This window comes from Streptococcus pseudopneumoniae IS7493 (assembly GCF_000221985.1).
Lineage (GTDB): Bacteria > Bacillota > Bacilli > Lactobacillales > Streptococcaceae > Streptococcus > Streptococcus pseudopneumoniae.
Genome location: NC_015875.1, coordinates 1,491,062 through 1,508,402, shown reverse-complemented (window position 1 = coordinate 1,508,402; position 17,341 = coordinate 1,491,062). Strand labels below are relative to the sequence as shown.

Here is a 17,341-nt window from a genome sequence, read left to right as displayed (position 1 = left end):
ATGGTGATATCAATCATTGTCCCCTGTTTAAACGAAGAGGAAGTACTTCCTCTTTTTTATCAGGCTCTGGAAGCTCTGATTCCTGACTTGGAAACAGAAATCGAGTATGTCTTTGTCGATGATGGATCAAGTGATGGAACCTTGGAACTCTTAAAGGCCTATCGGGAACAAAATCCGGCAGTGCATTATATTTCTTTCTCGCGAAATTTTGGCAAAGAAGCAGCTCTGTATGCAGGCTTGCAATATGCGACAGGAGATCCGGTGGTGGTAATGGATGCAGACCTCCAGGATCCTCCTGGTATGTTGCTTGAGATGAAAAACTTACTAGACCAGAATGCAGATTTAGACTGTGTTGGAACACGGAGAACTAGTCGGGAGGGAGAACCCTTCTTTCGCAGTTTTTGTGCTAATCTCTTTTACTGCCTTATGCAAAAAATTAGTCCAGTAGCCCTGCCATCAGGTGTCCGTGATTTTCGCATGATGAGACGGTCTGTAGTCGATGCCATTTTAAGCTTGACCGAGTCCAATCATTTTTCAAAGGGGCTCTTCGCCTGGGTGGGTTTCAAAACCTACTATTTGGACTATCCAAATGTCGAAAGGCAGGCTGGCAAGACCAGTTGGAGTTTGAGGCAACTTTTTTTCTACTCCATTGAAGGGATTGTTAATTTTTCAGATTTTCCCCTGATTATCGCCTTTGTGGCGGGACTCCTATCTTGTTTTATTTCTTTTGTGATGACTGTTTTTGTGGTGTTTCGGACCCTTATCTTGGGCAATCCGACATCTGGTTGGACCTCTCTGATGGCTGTTATTCTCTTTCTTGGAGGCATTCAACTCTTGACTATTGGGATTCTCGGTAAATATATCAGTAAGATTTATTTGGAGACTAAAAAAAGACCACTTTATCTTATCAAAGAAAAAAGTTATCATAGATCATGAAAAAGTAGGAATTATCTGGCGCAGTCACTTTTTTGTAATTATAATTCTTTTGGTCTGGAACTTGAGTGATTTTTAAAAAAATTAGGGATTTGACATGATATAAATGAACTATGTGGAATAAATTTACTGCAAAGACGATAACTTAATAAATAAAACATTCAGGAGGGTTATTTTATGCTAAGTAAAGAGGATTATACTGAAGAAATCGGGCTAATAAAGAAACAAAATTATGTAGAGGTTGAACTGTATCCTTTAGTTGCTGATATAATTAAGCCAACTTTAAAAGATAGTTTATCAAAAAGATATGTCTTCGGAAGACAAAGAAGGGGTTTGGGACAAATTTATTATGGTCTAAGTAATTTTCCTGATATAGTTATTTTAGATAAGACTTATGAAAACAAATCTAGGAAAAGTATAAAAATTGAAGAATGGAAGGAACTTCGAGGATGCGTGGAAGTTAAGAATTTAAATTATAGTTTAATTACAGAGGAAAAAATCAAATCAACCATATCGAACAGTTTTGAACATATAACTGGAGAGATGGGACAACTTATTGGAGACCTTTTATGGTATAAAAAAGTAATTTATACAAATGGAATTGAATGGAGATTTCTAAGTTTAGATGACAAGGAAGAGATAGATAATACAATTGTTGAAGTAGTTAACAAAAGAATAGAAACAGAAGAAGCGGGAAATTCTTTTGATTGGTGGAAGAATATTAAAGATTTATCGTTCAATTATACGGATATATGCCTATCTAAAGATTGTAGACGAGAGTGGAATGAATTTGTAAAAAGGGTAAAGGAAATAGAATGGTAGAAGTCTATTCTCATTGAGGAATTTAGATTATAAGTTGCAGTAAGATTTATCTGGAGACTAAAAAAAGACCACTTTATCTCGTTAAAGAAAAAAGTGATCTTCCTGATTTTACAGAAAAAAATAAAGTGAAAAGACTATAATTTTACATGGAAATATGCTAAACTAGAAAGAGTGAAACGTTCTTGTCAATTTACTATGAGAGATTAGTGTTGATTTTTAATCAAGGCACGTGTCGGACAGTTTCTAACAGCCTCTAAGACATCCTGACTAGGAGAAATTTCTTTTTCCAGTTGGTCAGGATTATCGTAAAAACGCACGATTCCATTATCGTGGTAATCAAATAAGTCAGAATAAGTTTGGCAAAGCCCACAGGCGATGCATCGTTCAGGTATAAGTGTGATTTTCATGTTCATATTTATATTGTAATAAGAAAAGTAAAAAAAACAAGGAGTAAGGTATGGCAAAAGAACCGTGGCAAGAAGATATTTATGATCAAGAAGAAGCAAGAGCAGAGCGTCGGCATCGAAACCACGGAGGGGCTGATAGGATGGCTAATCGTATTTTGACGATCCTAGCTAGTATTTTCTTTGTAATTGTGGTGGTGATGGTCATCGTTCTCATCTATCTATCATCGGGGGGGAGTAATCGCACAGCAGCCTTAAAAGACTTTCATGATTCTGATGCAAGTGTAGTACAAGTCTCATCTTCAAGCAGTTCTCAGCCTGAGCAGAGTTCAGAGCCAGAATCTACTTCTAGTAGTTCAGAAGAAGCTGCTAATCCTGAAGGAACGATTAAAGTTCTCGCAGGAGAAGGGGAAGCAGCTATTGCCGCTCGTGCAGGAATCTCCATTGCTCAGTTAGAGGCCTTGAATCCTGGGCACATGGCTACAGGATCTTGGTTTGCTAATCCAGGTGATGTTATAAAAATAAAATAGGAGCCGATATGAAAACAATTCAAATTGCTATTGATGGTCCTGCTTCCAGCGGTAAGAGTACGGTCGCAAAGATTATTGCTAAGGATTTTGGATTCACCTACCTTGATACAGGAGCTATGTATCGTGCAGCGACCTATATGGCTCTTAAGAACCAATTAGGAGTTGAAGAAGTCGGAGCCCTTCTAACCTTGTTGGACCAGCATCCAATCAGCTTTGGACGTTCAGAAACTGGAGACCAGCTTGTTTTTGTAGGAGATGTGGATATTACCCATCCTATCCGTGAAAATGAAGTGACCAATCATGTTTCTGCTATTGCAGCAATTCCTCAAGTGCGTGAGAAACTAGTTTCTCTCCAACAAGAAATTGCCCAGCAAGGTGGGATTGTCATGGATGGTCGCGATATTGGAACTGTTGTATTGCCACAAGCAGAATTGAAAATTTTCCTAGTAGCTTCTGTTGATGAGAGAGCAGGGCGCCGTTACAAGGAAAATATTGCCAAGGGAATTGAAACAGACCTTGAAACCCTAAAAAAGGAAATTGCTGCGCGTGACTACAAGGATAGTCATCGGGAGACTTCTCCTCTTAAACAAGCAGAGGACGCTGTCTATCTTGATACAACTGGCTTGAACATTCAAGAAGTAGTTGAAAAAATCAAATCAGAAGCTGAAAAAAGAATGTAAATGTAGAAAAGCCGATAGATGGATATCGGTTTTTTTCTAAATTTGTCAAAATGCTGATTTTAGGGTATAATAGTTGCTGTTCGAGAAATTTTGATTTTCAAAGAATAGTGAATGATGATAAGGAGAAACTATGAACAATTTACCAAATTGTCCAAAATGTAACTCAGAGTATGTCTACGAAGACGGTGCCCTACTGGTTTGCCCAGAGTGTGCTCATGAGTGGAATCCTGCTGAAGTTGCAGAAGCAGAAGAAGGTCTTGTCGCTATCGATGCCAACGGAAATAAATTGGCTGATGGTGATACAGTAACTCTCATCAAGGACTTGAAAGTAAAAGGTGCGCCAAAAGATTTGAAACAAGGGACGCGCGTGAAAAATATCCGCATCGTAGAAGGCGACCACAATATCGACTGTAAGATTGATGGTTTTGGTGCCATGAAACTTAAATCAGAGTTTGTGAGGAAGATTTAAGCATGTCAAAACACTATAAACTTGTATTTTATAGCCGTATCTTCTTGTTTCTAGCGGCTTTTACGGGAGTTTATCTTGAAATTACTAAGCATGGTGGTTTTGGGATGCTTCTCTATTACACGGTTCTGTCCAACCTCTTGGTAACTATTTTTACCCTTTATCTTCTAAAGGTTATGAGCCGTGTAGGTGAAAATTGGCAAAGGCCAAGTCTCTTGCGCTTAAAAGGTGGGGTCACCATGAGTATCATGATTACCTGTGTGATTTACCATTTCCTCTTGGCGCCCATTGCGACTAATTTCTATACCCTAGAAAATTTCCTTTGCCACTATATCGTTCCCATCTGGTTTTTAGCGGATACCCTCTTTTTTGACAAACAGGGTCAATATAAGATTTGGGATCCAGCAGTGTGGACCATTTTACCCTTGCTGTATATGATGTTTGCTCTTTTTAATGGCTTGGTTCTAAAACTCAATATTCCAAATGCCAAGGATAATCCTTTCCCTTACTTCTTTTTAAATGTGAACAAGGGTTGGGATGTCGTATTCAAGTGGTGTCTGATTATCTTTGTTGCCTATATGGTAGCAGGATTTATCTTCTACTTTATTAAGCAAATCAAGAGAAAGTCATTCTAATACTCTTCGAAAATCTCTTCAAACCACGTCAGTTTCCATCTGCAACCTCAACACACTGTTTTGAGCAGCCTGCGGCTAGCTTCCTAGTTTGCTCTTTGATTTTCATTGAGTATAAGACACAAGGGATTCATTTTCGAGTTTGAGAAGGAGTCTGTGTACCAATGAGGCTTCTTCTTTTCTTGCTTTTTTGATAACTATCAAAAAAGTAGAAGATTAAGAGAAATATAGAAAGAGATTTCATGAAACAATTTTTAGAACGGGCCAGCATTTTGGCTCTCTCCCTCGTTTTGATTACCTCCTTTTCCATTTCGAGTGCCCTACCAGCCATGTTTGACTATTATCAGGGTTATTCTAAGGAACAAATTGAGTTCTTGGTGAGCTTGCCTTCCTTTGGAATCATGATGATGTTACTGCTAAATGGTTTCTTAGAAAAAATATTTCCTGAGCGCTTACAGATTAGTTTGGGCTTGCTGATTTTATCATTGAGCGGTACAGCTCCCTTCTGGTACCAAGCCTATTCCTTTGTCTTTGGAACACGGCTTCTTTTTGGTTTAGGTGTTGGGATGATCAATGCCAAGGCCATTTCTATTATCAGTGAACGCTATCAAGGAAAAAGGCGAATTCAGATGTTAGGGCTACGCGCTTCTGCAGAGGTCGTTGGAGCTTCTCTCATTACCTTGGCCGTCGGTCAGTTGTTGGCCTTTGGTTGGACAGCTATCTTTCTAGCCTATAGTGCTGGATTTTTGGTGCTGCCCCTTTATCTGCTCTTTGTCCCTTATGGAAAATCAAAGAAAGAAGTCAAGAAAAGAGCGAAGGAAGCAAGTCGTTTAACTCGAGAAATGAAAGGCTTGATTTTTACCCTAGCTATCGAAGCGGCAGCTGTAGTTTGTACCAATACAGCTATTACCATCCGTATTCCAAGTTTGATGGTGGAAAGAGGATTGGGGGATGCCCAGTTATCTAGTTTTGTTCTTAGTCTCATGCAGTTAATCGGGATTGTGGCTGGAGTGAGTTTTTCTTTCTTGATTTCTATCTTTAAAGAGAAACTGCTCCTCTGGTCTGGTATTACATTTGGCTTGGGGCAAATCGTGATTGCCTTGTCTCCATCCTTGTGGGTGGTAGTAGCAGGAAGTGTTCTGGCTGGATTTGCCTATAGTGTAGTCTTGACGACGGTCTTTCAACTTGTCTCTGAACGAATTCCAGCTAAACTCCTCAATCAAGCAACTTCATTTGCTGTATTAGGCTGTAGTTTCGGAGCCTTTACGACCCCATTCGTTCTAGGTGCAATTGGCTTACTAACTCACAATGGGATGTTGGTCTTTAGTATCTTAGGAGGTTGGTTGATTGTAATCTCTATCTTTGTCATGTACCTACTTCAGAAGAGAGCTTAGGATTGATTCCTAAGTTTTTCTTTTGATACTCAATGAAAATCAAAGAGCATAGTTGATTGAGTTTGGAATAGTACGCTGTAGCTGCTAAAATATTTCTAGAAATTAATTTGACTTTCCTAATAGAATTATTCATATCTTATTTCAATCTACTATAGAAAGCTAGCCGCAGGTTGCTCAAAATAGTGTGTTGAGGTTGCAGATGGAAACTGACGTAGTTTGAAGAGATTTTCGAAGAGTATGAGATTTTTATACCCATACAATATTTGTTTTAGGTCCTTGTTTACAGACTAATTTCTTGATAAAATAGAGGTTATGACGAGATATAAAGCAACTATTTCCTATGATGGTTATGCCTTTGCTGGCTTTCAGCGCCAGCCTCATGCGCGTAGCGTTCAGGAAGAAATTGAAAAAACCTTGACCAGGTTAAATAAAGGGCAAGCTATTACTGTTCACGGTGCTGGTAGGACAGATAGTGGGGTTCATGCTCTGGGACAGGTGCTTCATTTTGACTTGCCCTATCAAATGGATGAGGAAAAACTTCGCTTTGCCTTGGACACCCAGTCCCCTGAAGATATTGATGTGATTTCGATTGATCTGGTAGCGGATGATTTTCATTGCCGTTATGCTAAGCATAGCAAGACCTATGAGTTTATCGTGGATGGAGGACGTCCCAAAAATCCCATGCGCCGTCACTATGCCACCCACTTCCCTTACCCACTTGATGTGGAGAGGATGCAGGAGGCCGTCAAAAAGCTAGAAGGAACCCATGATTTCACTGGCTTTACAGCCTCTGGGACTAGTGTAGAGGATAAGGTTCGCACTATTACAGAAGCCAGTCTTAGGGTTGATGAGACAGGCCAGTTTTTGACTTTTACCTTTTCAGGAAATGGTTTCTTGTATAAACAGATTCGCAATATGGTGGGGACACTGCTCAAAATCGGCAACAAGCGTATGCCAGTAGAGCAGATTGACCTCATCTTGGAGAAAAAGGACAGGCAGCTTGCAGGTCCCACTGCAGCACCAAATGGTTTATATTTAAAGGAGATTCGTTATGAAGAATAATCGTATTTTAGCACTTTCTGGAAATGATATTTTTAGTGGTGGTGGCCTGTCAGCTGATTTGGCTACCTATACTTTGAACGGCTTGCATGGCTTTGTAGCAGTGACTTGTTTGACAGCCTTGACAGAAAAAGGATTTGAAGTCTTTCCAACTGACGATACCATTTTTCAACATGAATTGGATAGCTTGCGTGATGTGGCGTTTGGGGGAATTAAGATTGGTCTTCTCCCTACTGTCAGTGTGGCTGAGAAGGCATTGGACTTTATCAAGAAACGCCCAGGAGTGCCTGTGGTATTGGACCCTGTCTTGGTCTGCAAGGAAACGCACGACGTAGCAGTTAGTGAACTTTGCCAAGAGTTGATTCGCTTTTTCCCTTATGTCAGTGTGATTACGCCTAACCTCCCAGAAGCAGAATTATTAGCTGGTCAAGAAATCAAAACCTTGGAAGACATGAAAACTGCAGCGCAGAAATTGCATGATTTAGGAGCGCCAGCAGTCATTATTAAGGGAGGCAATCGCCTTAGTCAGGACAAGGCTGTGGATGTCTTTTATGATGGACAAAACTTTACAGTTCTAGAAAATCCTGTCATTCAAGGGCAAAATGCTGGTGCAGGTTGTACCTTTGCTTCCAGCATTGCCAGTCATCTAGTCAAAGGTGATGAACTTTTACCAGCAGTAGAAAGCTCAAAGGCTTTCGTTTACCGTGCCATTGCACAAGCAGATCAGTATGGAGTAAGACAATATGAAGCAAACCAAAACAACTAAAATCGCCCTTGTATCCCTCTTAACCGCCCTTTCTGTGGTTCTAGGCTATTTCTTAAAAATTCCAACACCGACAGGTATTCTAACTCTTTTAGATGCGGGTGTTTTCTTTGCGGCCTTTTACTTTGGTAGTCGTGAAGGAGCTGTAGTCGGAGGACTAGCAGGTTTCTTGATTGACCTCTTATCAGGCTATCCTCAGTGGATGTTCTTTAGCTTGGTCAACCATGGCTTGCAGGGATTTTTCGCAGGATTTAAAGGAAAAACTCAGTGGTTAGGCCTTATCTTAGCAACGATTGCCATGGTAGGGGGTTACGCCTTGGGTTCTACATTGATGAATGGCTGGGCAGCAGCCCTACCAGAAATTTTACCAAATTTCATGCAAAATATGGTAGGGATGATTGTAGGATTTATTCTTAGTCAAAGTATCAAGAAGATTAAGTAAAGAGGCTGAGTCAAAAGTCTTTCAAATAAGAAAAACGCATAGTATCAGGTTTGAAAAGCTTGATACTATGCGTTTTATTGTGGGAAGATTTTCCTCATTTTCTAGTGAAATTGAACTTTTTCTAACATCTTTTTATAGATTACTTCTTAATCAATTATCATTTCCATTGTTGTTTCTTGGGGTTTCATCCCTTGTCTTTGATAAAAGCGGAGAGCACCCTCGTTATCATTCCAGACACTTAGGGTTAGATTATGGCAGCCAATTTCTTTAGCATAATTGAGAGCGAATTGATAGAGTTGATCACCAATTTTTTGACCACGAGCATTTTGATCTACACATAAATCTTTGATAAAAAGGGTTTTGATTTCTTGGAGAACAGGATTATCTGTTTTATCTTTTATGGTACAAAATAGGTGTCCGAGAACTTGTCCCTTCTCATCTTCAAAAACAAAAATAGGGGTATGTTCTTGAGAGAGAATATTTTGCAACTCAGAGGAACTATATTTAGTCCCAGTTTGCTTAAAAATATCTGGTCGAGCTTGGTGGTGAAGCGTAAGGATTTGTTGTAATAAATCGAGTAATTTAGGAATATCTTCTTGTTTAGCTTTTCGAATAGTCATGAAGGTTCTTTTTATTGGCTTAGTCTATAAGAAAAGCTTTAGGAGCAATCATTTTTCTTTATGAAGAGTTCTTAAAATAATTAACTGTGTTGACATAATCCAAAGAATGAGAATACTCATGTCCAATAGAGAAACATTTCCGTAGTCGTAAAGGCTGGCTCGCAGAAGATTTGAGGAAGGGACGAAAGGGAGGGCACGGTAAAGATGGTTTACCCACTCAGGTAGTCGATCTGCAGGATACATGAGTGGTGAGAACATGAGTCCAATCATAAGAATTAGCTGCGACATAAGGGTTACTGTATTTGGAGAAAAGGTGTAGGCTATAGCAAATCCCAGACTAATCATAGTAAGACAAATCAGAAGCACAATAAAAACACCAAGAAAAGATGGATGGAGACGAACAGAAAAACGGACATACCCAAGTAGAATAGAAATAAAAACTCCCGGCAAAATGGCAATTAACCACATCCACAAGTCAGCGAGAGAAATGAATATCCTAGGGATGGGTAAGGCACGAATATAATCAAAATGCCCTTCCAACTTATCATTTGCTATAACAGGGGAGGAAATTGTACAACCCATGGAGATAATTCCAATTAAAACAGAACCAGACGAAAGATAGTAGGCAGTAGTCGAATCGATATCGCCAATAACTAGAGGGTAGCCAAAAAGAAGAGAAATGGATAAGAGGAGCTGTGCTAGTGTAAAAAGGATGAAAAGCTCTTTTTGGCGCAAGTAGTTCCAATGAAGTAAGTAAAAAAATTGAGTCATATTAGTTGGTTAGCTCCTCTCTATAAAGGTCAGAAATAGTCAATGTTTTTTGATGAAGAGAGAGATTGGAAATTGTTTTTTGACCAAGTTCTTCTGTCAGTTGTGCTATCAATGGAGCTAGACTTCTTTCCTCAATCTCTAATTGACAACTAACACCATTGATAATTGTATAATCTTCTATTTTGTCTAATATACTTTTAGTCTTAAAATCAAAGCTTATCTGATACAGTTTGTCATGGATGATTTGCTTAACCTTTCCTGATTTGAGCAATCTACCATTATTAAAGAGGGCGTAATTATCTGCATATTTTTCAACCTCCAGAAGATTATGAGTAACGATAATAATGGTATGCCCCTTGCTAGCTAACTTTTGCAATAATTGCCATTGCTTTTCACGACGAATGGGGTCAACATCATTTGTTGGTTCGTCAAGAAGAATGATGTCTGAGCTACCGATTAGTGTCATAGCGAAGGAAGTTAGTCTTTTGAGACCGCCCGAAAGATCCTTACCTTTTTTGTAACGATAGTCTTCAATTTCTAAATCAGTGAGAAGCTGGCTGATTGTTTTTTCTAGTTCTTGGGAACTCAATCCTCGCATTTTTCCAAGTATTTCTAAATTTTGTTCTACGGTTAATTTGTCGAGTGGGGCATATTGTTGAGACATATAACTAATTAAGGTGCGTGCTTGTTTACGATTGTATATAAAAGAAATATCACCATACAAAATATCTCCTTGGTCAGGTTTAGTAAAACCAATCATTTGATTCAATAGAGTAGATTTTCCAGCTCCATTGTGTCCCAAAAAAGCCGTGATTTTTGCTGGTGATATTTCTAAGGAAATATGATTATTGGCTAAGTGCTGACCATCAAAAGATTTAGTCAAATTATCAATTACGAGTTTTGCAGTTGTCATAACTTTAATTCTCCGTACTTAGAAAAAATTTCCCAATCGTCTTCTTTACCTGTGCCGCATGTTGGACATTCATCAAGATAGCGTCCCCAAGAATCGTGTGTGAATGAGGCTCCGTTTTCATAATTGATTTCGTATTGATGGTTAAGGCTAATTGGTTCCGTATATTGAGTTAATAATCGGATAGTTTCATCAACAATGGCAGAAGTCAGTTGAAATATTGCTGGACCATAGGCTATTGTAGGGATTGTTTTTGTAATCGTACGAACACCGTGGAATTGTTCAAGGAATAGAGTGTCAATTTTTGTATAATAAATATTTAAACAATCAAAACAGCCTGTTTGGTAAGGGATAACTGAATAGACACGACCACGACTAACTTGACTGGCGCCAAATATACAGGGAATATTTTTTGTAACGATTGCTTTATTTACGATACGTTGAATATCATATTGAGGTTCATCAATCACACATATCGTAATATCAACATCATCAAGTAAAGGAATCAAGTCACTTACAGAGGTGATACGTATATTATGGGTTTCTACTTCAATATCGGAATTCATTTTTGTAACTTCTCTATGGGCAATTTGAACTTTAGATAAGCCAATATCATCTTCCTTGTATAGAAATTGTCTTCCTAGATTACTTTGCTCAACAATGTCAAAATCCACTATTTTTATCTTTTTAGGTCCCAAGCCTGCTAGTAATGTCAGTATGTTAGAACCCCCACCACCAAGACCTAGTAAAAGGATAGTAGACTGATGAATTTTTTTCTGTGTTGCAATACTATCTTGGAAGCTATTTAAATAGCGACTGAAATAATATATATTTGAATGATAACGTTCTTTAATATCCTGAATTTCGCCCGCTTCTTCGAGAACCCCCTCATTATCTAAGAGTTCAAGAGCGCCTGTGATGTCTTCTTCAGTTAAATCATCATATTTTGTTAGTATGATATTGAGAATATCTTGAAAAGGACGTCCGTCCAAAATATTGACTAAATTCCACATTTTATTATTATCATCCTTAATTTCTGTGGTTATACCAATTTGTAGCCCAATCCTAAATAAATTTTTATGAAGTTTATAAACAGGATATATTTCTTTTATTCTTGGATGATAGAATTTCATTTTAACCTCACTATTTTATTAAAAAAGGAAGACGAGGTGATTATAAATCATATATCCTCGTCTTGCAACTCCCAGTTCCTATTACAAATGGAAATAAGTAGAAAGAAAATGGTGAACCTATCTACTCAATTCCAACAGTAGGAATAAATAGAAAAGAACTCCTCTAAAAACTCAATTTTAAAATGCTAATTTTTCAACCTTTTCTGGTTACTAAACATAGAAAACCGGTAGTTTTTAGAGGTGCCCAAAATTTAGAAAACACCCCAGCTAATATCAGTTTTAGCAATAACTTTACGCACTTGAATATTTTTCATTTTTGTAACTCCTTTCATATTTGATAAGAATATTGTATAATAAATTAACGATTTTTTTATCAGCATGTCATAATTGACGTATTTGACGTTATAATTGGCAAAATCATGCTTGTAGTGAGGAATTTGATGTTAAAAATTGCGATTTGTGATGATTCTAATAGGGATGGTAGTCAGCTAGAAAACTTACTCTTATCTTATAAGGACATCAAAATAGAAACGAGTGTTTATACGAATCCCCAAAAACTATTAGAACAATTGACAGAGAAGTACAGTTGTGTTTTTTTGGATATCGAGATGCCACAGATAACAGGAATTGATATGGCACAAAAAATCCGTAAGGTAAACCCTTTTATCCCGATTATCTTTGTTACCAGTTATCGAGATTATATGGAGCAGGTTTTTGAAGTGCAGACTTTTGATTATTTACTTAAACCAGTGACTTCTAAAAAATTATATAAAACTCTGGATAGAGTGGTACGTTTTTTGAATTTAGGGCAAGCTGTATTTACGTTTACTTTTGGAAAGCAGCATTATTCACTGCCTTTAAATGACATTGTATTTTTTGAAAAGGATAAGCGTGCTGTCTTTATTTACACTAAAGATCAGACTTACAAAGCTTTGCTTAAAACGAAAGATATTTTAGAGAAATTACCTGATTACTTTATTCAAATTCATTCTTCCTATATTATCAATCCTAGATATGTGACAGAGTTTGATTCGCAAATAGTCACAATTTTAAATGGAATGGATGAAAATCACCTTCCAATTAGCCGAAAATTTCAAACGTCTTTTAGAGAAAAGTATTATTATTATCTGAGTGAGAGGAATTTTTAATGTTAGTCAGTTTGCGGATTGTGAGTATTCTGTTTGATTTATTTTTGGGAATTATTTTCTTTTATAGACCTCTGTCCCAAAAAGAAAAGTCTAGGAGAATTTGTATCTTTACTTCTCTCCTTTTATTTTTCCATGCCTTGTTGACGATATTATTTTCAGGAGCTAATCTTTTCTTAGTAGGGAATCTTATTCTCAGTATCGCAGAGTATTATTTTTTAGGTCTTTATTTTGGATATGCTGTTCAAGAATCTTCGTTTTGGATTTTTTGTCAGATGAGTCTAACTTTACTAGCTGGTACTATACTCAATCAAGCAGTGCAACTATTTTCCCCTTTATCAGTCATTTCAGAAAATCTAATAGCCATGCTTTTTTATCTCGCTGTAGCTTTTCTTTTATCATTGCTAGTGACCCTGGTTCTTCGACAACTTTTTCGTGCACATCAAAAGTTAGTTTATACTGTTTCTAAAGGGACTTGGTTATACCAGTTTATTGTACCATTTTTGTCCATTTGTTTTGCTTTTACAGTATCAGCGATTCAAGGGCAAGTGTTTGAGAAGGATTATCTTTCTTTTGTTTCTGTATTAGCCCTCATTGTGTTAACGTTCTCTTCTCTCTATTTCACCCTATATCTTTCTCAGCAACAACAGAGGTATTATCAAAGCATACTAGAGACGGAACAGATGACCTTTCAACTGAGAGAAATGAAACAATCTAAAAAAGATTATAGGAGGATTCAAAGGATTCAACACGATTTGAAAAATCAACATTTAATCCTCCTTGCACTTTTAAAAGAAAATCCTGAACAAGCGAAGTCTTATCTCCAAAGCATGACAAATAGTATAGAGAACCAAACTGTCTGTTACTCCAAGAATACAACAATTAACTTTTTACTCAATCAAAAATTACAGGATAAGGTAGAGGACATACAATTGGAAATTGATTGTTTTGTACCTCAACGATTAGAAATCAATCCAGATATTTTAGCGGTTTTACTTGGTAATTTGTTGGACAATAGTCTTGAAGCCTGTATGCGCTTGAGTAATAAAGAAGATAGGGTCTTAATCTTAGGAATACGATATTTTCAGAAGAAACTCTTTATTGCTATCGAGAATTCATTTGATGAGAATGAATTGGTAATACGAAAGGAACGTCAGACAGAGGGATGGGGGCTTAAAAATATTGAGAGACTTGTAACCAATCATAGGGGAACAATGAAGAATTTCATTCAGAATGGACGTCATAAAACAGAAGTGATTCTTCTTGTCTAACTAGGGTTTGTTGCTATCTTAATCAAAATAAAGCAAGTCTTTGCTGGTGCTTGTAAAGAGGTCGAAGCCATCCTTGGTAACAACACCGCAGTCTTCAATACGAACACCGACTTTACCCGGGATATAGATACCTGGTTCAACAGAGAAGCACATGCCTTCTTCGATGATCATGTCGTTTCCTTCCATGATAGATGGGAATTCGTGGACATCCATACCGATACCGTGACCAAGACGGTGGTTGAAGTACTCACCATAACCAGCTTTTTCGATGACCTCACGGGCAGCGCGGTCCACTTCATGAGCAGTCACACCTGGCTTGATAAAGTCAAGAGCAGCTTGTTGGGCTTCAAGAGTCAAGTTGTAAATATCTTTCTTGAATTGGTCTGGTTTGCCGACAGCGACTGTACGAGTCATATCTGACGCATAGCCATTGACCAGAACACCCAGGTCAAAGAGGAGAAGAGCATCATTTTCAACCTTATTAGCTGCTGGAATGCCGTGTGGATTCGCAGCATTATCACCAGTCAAGACCATGGTATCAAAGCTCATTTCGTAACCTTCACGTTTCATGGCAAAGTCAATTTGTGCGATGATATCTGTCTCAGTCTTATCAAGAGAAATATTGTCAAAACCAACATGAACAGCCTTGTCAGCATAAAGACCTGCAACCATCATTTTTTGTACTTCATCAGCTGATTTGATGAGGCGCATGCGTTGGATACGAGGAGTGAGGTTTTCAAACTCAGCAGTTTCAAAAACTGTTTTCAAACCATGGTATTTGGTCAAGATGAGATTGTCAAACTCAACAGCGACACGTTTGAAGTCAAGTTGTGGAAGAGCATGTTTGATTTTTTGCCATGGATTTTCAGAATCGACATAGCCCACTACTGGGAAGGAAACGGTGCTACTTGCACGTTCTACTTCAAGAGCTGGGACAAAGAGGAGAGGTTCCTGATCCGCTAGGACAAAGAGGAACATTTGGCGTTCATGGGGATCACTGTAAAAACCAGTGAGGTAATTGATTGTGACGGGGTCAGATACGACAGCGACGTCTAGTTTTTCTGATTCAAGATATGTTAGGATTTGTTGTAATTTAGACATATGCTACCTTCTTTCTACCCCTCTATTTTGGCAAAAAATGAGAGAAAATGCAAGGGAGAAGGGTAAAAGAACAGACAAAAAGAACTCCGACAAGATAACAGAGTTCTTTGATATCATTTTCCTTTGTTTAAGAAAAGTCAGCTTTGCTTTTGACGTCGCTGTATTCCTCAGCGATTTCTTGGCTGAGAATGTCCTCATAGGCAGGGAGTTGGATGTCCTGACCATATTTCTTCTTGAGGGCTGTAGTGACTAGGCGATAAGCTAGATTGGCATTACGAGAGAGGATAGGCCCGTGAAAGTAGGAACCAAAGACATTCTTATAATGAACCCCTTCGCCGACCTTTTCTTCGTTGTTTCCATTTCCATAGACAACCTGTCCCAGTGGTTTTTGGTCATCAGAGAGGAAGGTACGGCCCTGGTGATTTTCAAATCCATAGTAGGTTTCATTGAAATCTTCATTGTGAATCTTGATGTCCCCGATAAAGCGATTATTGGTCTGGTTGAGGGTATAATGTCCCATGACCCCTAGCCCTTCAATACGTTTTCCTGAAGCTTCAACATAATATTGACCCAATAGTTGGAAACCACCGCAGATAGCCAGAACCACACCGTCGTTTTGGATGTAGTTGTCAATGCTCTCTTTTTTAGCAGGTAGATCGTCTGCAATAATACTTTGTTCAAAGTCTTGACCGCCACCGAAAAAGGCGATGTCATAGTGGTTTTCATCAAAGTCATCATGGAGAGAAACGATGTCAACCGTCACATGTGTCCCCAGTTTTTCAGCCACATACTTGAGCATGAGGATGTTTCCATTGTCCCCGTAGGTATTCATGAGGTTTCCATAGAGGTGGGCAATGTTGAGCTGATAGGGGTAATTGCCAGCTTTTGAGGAAAGTGAAGTATAAACCATTAGTTCATCTCCTTTCTAACAATTTGACGACTAGCCAGCAGTTCACGGAATTCCAGCATAGCAGTATAGGTAGCCAGGATATAGGCATGCTTGCAGTCTTGGTTCTCAATGGTCTTGAGAACTTGCTCCAGACTACTTGTTTCAGTGATTTTCTCAGCTGGATAGCCTGTTACTCGTAGACGACGAGCGATTTCAGAATGGCGAACACCGCCAGCGTTGATTTCAGGGATGTCCATGTCAGTGATTTGTTCAAAATCAGCATCCCAGATCCAGCTAGTATCAATACCGTCTGCATAGTTGGCATTGAGGAGGACAGATAGGCTAAATGGATAAGGTGCTAGTTTAATCATCTCGATAGCTTGGGTCGCACCGACTGGATTTTTAATCAAGATGAGGGTACATTCCTTATCACCGATATGGAAGGTTTCTTGGCGTCCAAAGACTGCACGGCTCTTGTCAAATCCCTGCTTGATGAGTTGCGAATCTGCACCGAGGAAACGGGCGATGGCCACAGCAGCTAGAGCGTTATAGATATTGTAGAGCCCGCCGATTTGAATACCGTATTCTTGTCCGTCAATGACAAAGCGAGAGCGATTGTTGGTCAACTCAACTAGTTCTGTCAAGCGATAGTCGAGATCAGGACGTTTACATCCGCAGCCTTCACAGATATAGGCACCCAAGTTTGCATAGGTATTATGCTCGTATTTGAGGATGCCTTGACAGTCAGGGCAGAGAATCCCTTCGGTATTGTAGTGAGCCAGTTGGGCGGGGCCTTTCTCCAAGTCAAAACCAAAATACTGTATAGGATTTGGAATAGCTGGCTTGTAGAAAAGTGGACTGTCTCCATTAAGGAGAACAGTGGCAGTTGGAACTTTCCGAATGGCATCCAATATCATCTTGTAAGTTGTGTAAATCTCACCATAGCGGTCCATCTGGTCACGGAAGATATTGGTGATGACAAAAAGGCTTGGCTGGATATAGTCACAGATACGAGATAGACTGGCCTCATCGATTTCTAGAACGGCAATATTTTTTCCAGTTTTAGAAGATTTGGCTGTTAAGAAGGTTGTCGCAATTCCTGTAATCATGTTGGCACCGCTTGGGTTGGTCAGAACTTGACCATAAACCTCTTTTAAAATGCCGACAGTGAGGGCAGTTGTTAGGGTTTTTCCATTTGTTCCAGTGACCACGACAATCTCGTAGTTCTTAGCTAGGTTTTGTAAAATATCTTTATCAAATTGAAGGGCAAGTTTTCCTGGGAGCGTACTTCCACGTCCAAGACGACTTAAAACGAAGTAGGAAGAACGCCCAGCAAGAAGGCCCAAAGTAGTTTTTAAGTTCATGTTTCTATTATA

At 38.7% G+C, this 17,341-nt stretch carries 20 protein-coding genes and 1 pseudogene; 13 read left to right on the top strand and 8 right to left on the bottom strand.

Annotated elements, in window-relative coordinates; translation table 11 throughout:
- The 3 genes and pseudogenes from SPPN_RS14430 to SPPN_RS12255 all read left to right on the top strand — a co-directional run.
- Positions 1–936 (top strand): glycosyltransferase family 2 protein, encoded by a 936-nt coding sequence (locus SPPN_RS14430; protein WP_044012435.1) that lies wholly within the window; start codon positions 1–3, stop codon positions 934–936.
- Between the two features lie 174 nt (positions 937–1,110).
- Complete coding sequence (locus SPPN_RS07775; RefSeq protein ID WP_000949237.1) at positions 1,111–1,755, top strand: hypothetical protein; 645 nt, start codon at positions 1,111–1,113, stop codon at positions 1,753–1,755.
- A 38-nt stretch (positions 1,756–1,793) separates the two neighbouring features.
- Positions 1,794–1,895 (top strand): annotated as a pseudogene (locus SPPN_RS12255) (group 2 glycosyl transferase); the annotation flags it as partial.
- 63 nt (positions 1,896–1,958) lie between these two features.
- On the opposite strand, the gene SPPN_RS12250 reads toward SPPN_RS12255, so the two are convergent.
- The gene (locus SPPN_RS12250) at positions 1,959–2,162 is read right to left on the bottom strand and encodes a ferredoxin (protein WP_080564678.1); all 204 of its coding nucleotides are present in this window, start codon (positions 2,160–2,162) and stop codon (positions 1,959–1,961) included.
- 50 nt (positions 2,163–2,212) lie between these two features.
- Between SPPN_RS12250 and SPPN_RS07770 the strand changes: the two genes are divergently transcribed.
- From SPPN_RS07770 to SPPN_RS07730, 8 genes are all read left to right on the top strand, one after another.
- Positions 2,213–2,689 (top strand): SAG1386/EF1546 family surface-associated protein, encoded by a 477-nt coding sequence (locus tag SPPN_RS07770; protein ID WP_001040900.1) that lies wholly within the window; start codon positions 2,213–2,215, stop codon positions 2,687–2,689.
- A gap of 8 nt (positions 2,690–2,697) precedes the next feature.
- Positions 2,698–3,369 (top strand): (d)CMP kinase, encoded by a 672-nt coding sequence (cmk, locus tag SPPN_RS07765; RefSeq protein ID WP_000849385.1) that lies wholly within the window; start codon positions 2,698–2,700, stop codon positions 3,367–3,369.
- A gap of 130 nt (positions 3,370–3,499) precedes the next feature.
- Positions 3,500–3,838 (top strand): zinc ribbon domain-containing protein YjdM, encoded by a 339-nt coding sequence (locus SPPN_RS07760; protein WP_001061585.1) that lies wholly within the window; start codon positions 3,500–3,502, stop codon positions 3,836–3,838.
- Between the two features lie 2 nt (positions 3,839–3,840).
- Positions 3,841–4,470, top strand: a complete 630-nt coding sequence (locus SPPN_RS07755; protein WP_000033949.1) for a Pr6Pr family membrane protein — start codon at positions 3,841–3,843, stop codon at positions 4,468–4,470.
- Between the two features lie 239 nt (positions 4,471–4,709).
- Complete coding sequence (locus SPPN_RS07750) at positions 4,710–5,861, top strand: MFS transporter (RefSeq protein WP_000808704.1); 1,152 nt, start codon at positions 4,710–4,712, stop codon at positions 5,859–5,861.
- Between the two features lie 312 nt (positions 5,862–6,173).
- Positions 6,174–6,923, top strand: coding sequence for a tRNA pseudouridine(38-40) synthase TruA (gene truA, locus SPPN_RS07740; RefSeq protein ID WP_000199189.1), 750 nt, complete (start codon positions 6,174–6,176; stop codon positions 6,921–6,923).
- Positions 6,913–7,686, top strand: coding sequence for a bifunctional hydroxymethylpyrimidine kinase/phosphomethylpyrimidine kinase (locus SPPN_RS07735; protein WP_000794755.1), 774 nt, complete (start codon positions 6,913–6,915; stop codon positions 7,684–7,686). Before truA ends, SPPN_RS07735 begins: the two co-directional genes overlap by 11 nt.
- On the top strand, positions 7,664–8,125 hold the full coding sequence (locus SPPN_RS07730) for an ECF transporter S component (RefSeq protein WP_000814970.1): 462 nt from the start codon (positions 7,664–7,666) through the stop codon (positions 8,123–8,125). Before SPPN_RS07735 ends, SPPN_RS07730 begins: the two co-directional genes overlap by 23 nt.
- A 146-nt stretch (positions 8,126–8,271) precedes the next feature.
- Here SPPN_RS07730 and SPPN_RS07725 read toward each other — a convergent pair whose 3' ends face one another.
- Genes SPPN_RS07725 through SPPN_RS07710 form a run of 4 tightly spaced genes read right to left on the bottom strand, consistent with a single transcriptional unit; the run spans position 8,272 to position 11,559 of the window.
- Positions 8,272–8,745, bottom strand: coding sequence for a GNAT family N-acetyltransferase (locus tag SPPN_RS07725; protein ID WP_000155488.1), 474 nt, complete (start codon positions 8,743–8,745; stop codon positions 8,272–8,274).
- Positions 8,746–8,793: 48 nt separating this feature from the next.
- Complete coding sequence (locus SPPN_RS07720; protein ID WP_000191422.1) at positions 8,794–9,516, bottom strand: ABC transporter permease; 723 nt, start codon at positions 9,514–9,516, stop codon at positions 8,794–8,796.
- 1 nt (position 9,517) lies between these two features.
- On the bottom strand, positions 9,518–10,429 hold the full coding sequence (locus tag SPPN_RS07715; protein WP_000205301.1) for an ABC transporter ATP-binding protein: 912 nt from the start codon (positions 10,427–10,429) through the stop codon (positions 9,518–9,520).
- Positions 10,426–11,559, bottom strand: coding sequence for a ThiF family adenylyltransferase (locus tag SPPN_RS07710; RefSeq protein WP_000675233.1), 1,134 nt, complete (start codon positions 11,557–11,559; stop codon positions 10,426–10,428). The genes SPPN_RS07715 and SPPN_RS07710 overlap by 4 nt, the downstream gene beginning before the upstream one ends.
- A 440-nt stretch (positions 11,560–11,999) precedes the next feature.
- Here SPPN_RS07710 and SPPN_RS07705 point away from each other — a divergent pair, with 440 nt between their 5' ends.
- Both SPPN_RS07705 and SPPN_RS07700 read left to right on the top strand, forming a co-directional pair.
- On the top strand, positions 12,000–12,707 hold the full coding sequence (locus tag SPPN_RS07705) for a LytR/AlgR family response regulator transcription factor (RefSeq protein WP_000912214.1): 708 nt from the start codon (positions 12,000–12,002) through the stop codon (positions 12,705–12,707).
- The gene (locus SPPN_RS07700; RefSeq protein WP_000961371.1) at positions 12,707–13,975 is read left to right on the top strand and encodes a GHKL domain-containing protein; all 1,269 of its coding nucleotides are present in this window, start codon (positions 12,707–12,709) and stop codon (positions 13,973–13,975) included. The genes SPPN_RS07705 and SPPN_RS07700 overlap by 1 nt, the downstream gene beginning before the upstream one ends.
- A gap of 18 nt (positions 13,976–13,993) precedes the next feature.
- On the opposite strand, the gene SPPN_RS07695 is transcribed toward SPPN_RS07700, so the two are convergent.
- The 3 genes from SPPN_RS07695 to murT all read right to left on the bottom strand — a co-directional run bounded on the left by SPPN_RS07695 (position 13,994) and on the right by murT (position 17,329).
- On the bottom strand, positions 13,994–15,076 hold the full coding sequence (locus SPPN_RS07695) for a M24 family metallopeptidase (RefSeq protein ID WP_000040910.1): 1,083 nt from the start codon (positions 15,074–15,076) through the stop codon (positions 13,994–13,996).
- 127 nt (positions 15,077–15,203) lie between these two features.
- Complete coding sequence (gene gatD / locus SPPN_RS07690) at positions 15,204–15,986, bottom strand: lipid II isoglutaminyl synthase subunit GatD (protein WP_000263180.1); 783 nt, start codon at positions 15,984–15,986, stop codon at positions 15,204–15,206.
- Entirely contained in the window at positions 15,986–17,329 is a 1,344-nt protein-coding gene (gene murT, locus SPPN_RS07685; RefSeq protein ID WP_001050254.1) for a lipid II isoglutaminyl synthase subunit MurT, read from the bottom strand. The genes gatD and murT overlap by 1 nt, the downstream gene beginning before the upstream one ends.
- Positions 17,330–17,341 lie beyond the last annotated feature (12 nt).

Excerpts from the sequence above, each read along its gene's own strand:
- SPPN_RS07775 (WP_000949237.1), top strand. The coding sequence starts at position 1,111 with ATGCTAAGTAAAGAGGATTATACTGAAGAAATCGGGCTAATAAAGAAA.
- cmk (WP_000849385.1), top strand. The coding sequence starts at position 2,698 with ATGAAAACAATTCAAATTGCTATTGATGGTCCTGCTTCCAGCGGTAAG.
- SPPN_RS07715 (WP_000205301.1), bottom strand. The coding sequence starts at position 10,429 with ATGACAACTGCAAAACTCGTAATTGATAATTTGACTAAATCTTTTGAT.
- SPPN_RS07695 (WP_000040910.1), bottom strand. The coding sequence starts at position 15,076 with ATGTCTAAATTACAACAAATCCTAACATATCTTGAATCAGAAAAACTA.
- SPPN_RS07750 (WP_000808704.1), top strand. The coding sequence starts at position 4,710 with ATGAAACAATTTTTAGAACGGGCCAGCATTTTGGCTCTCTCCCTCGTT.
- SPPN_RS07770 (WP_001040900.1), top strand. The coding sequence starts at position 2,213 with ATGGCAAAAGAACCGTGGCAAGAAGATATTTATGATCAAGAAGAAGCA.
- SPPN_RS14430 (WP_044012435.1), top strand. The coding sequence starts at position 1 with ATGGTGATATCAATCATTGTCCCCTGTTTAAACGAAGAGGAAGTACTT.
- SPPN_RS07755 (WP_000033949.1), top strand. The coding sequence starts at position 3,841 with ATGTCAAAACACTATAAACTTGTATTTTATAGCCGTATCTTCTTGTTT.
- SPPN_RS07735 (WP_000794755.1), top strand. The coding sequence starts at position 6,913 with ATGAAGAATAATCGTATTTTAGCACTTTCTGGAAATGATATTTTTAGT.
- SPPN_RS07710 (WP_000675233.1), bottom strand. The coding sequence starts at position 11,559 with ATGAAATTCTATCATCCAAGAATAAAAGAAATATATCCTGTTTATAAA.
- SPPN_RS07705 (WP_000912214.1), top strand. The coding sequence starts at position 12,000 with ATGTTAAAAATTGCGATTTGTGATGATTCTAATAGGGATGGTAGTCAG.
- SPPN_RS07700 (WP_000961371.1), top strand. The coding sequence starts at position 12,707 with ATGTTAGTCAGTTTGCGGATTGTGAGTATTCTGTTTGATTTATTTTTG.
- SPPN_RS07720 (WP_000191422.1), bottom strand. The coding sequence starts at position 9,516 with ATGACTCAATTTTTTTACTTACTTCATTGGAACTACTTGCGCCAAAAA.
- gatD (WP_000263180.1), bottom strand. The coding sequence starts at position 15,986 with ATGGTTTATACTTCACTTTCCTCAAAAGCTGGCAATTACCCCTATCAG.
- SPPN_RS07760 (WP_001061585.1), top strand. The coding sequence starts at position 3,500 with ATGAACAATTTACCAAATTGTCCAAAATGTAACTCAGAGTATGTCTAC.
- SPPN_RS07730 (WP_000814970.1), top strand. The coding sequence starts at position 7,664 with ATGAAGCAAACCAAAACAACTAAAATCGCCCTTGTATCCCTCTTAACC.
- SPPN_RS12250 (WP_080564678.1), bottom strand. The coding sequence starts at position 2,162 with ATGAAAATCACACTTATACCTGAACGATGCATCGCCTGTGGGCTTTGC.
- truA (WP_000199189.1), top strand. The coding sequence starts at position 6,174 with ATGACGAGATATAAAGCAACTATTTCCTATGATGGTTATGCCTTTGCT.
- SPPN_RS07725 (WP_000155488.1), bottom strand. The coding sequence starts at position 8,745 with ATGACTATTCGAAAAGCTAAACAAGAAGATATTCCTAAATTACTCGAT.
- murT (WP_001050254.1), bottom strand. The coding sequence starts at position 17,329 with ATGAACTTAAAAACTACTTTGGGCCTTCTTGCTGGGCGTTCTTCCTAC.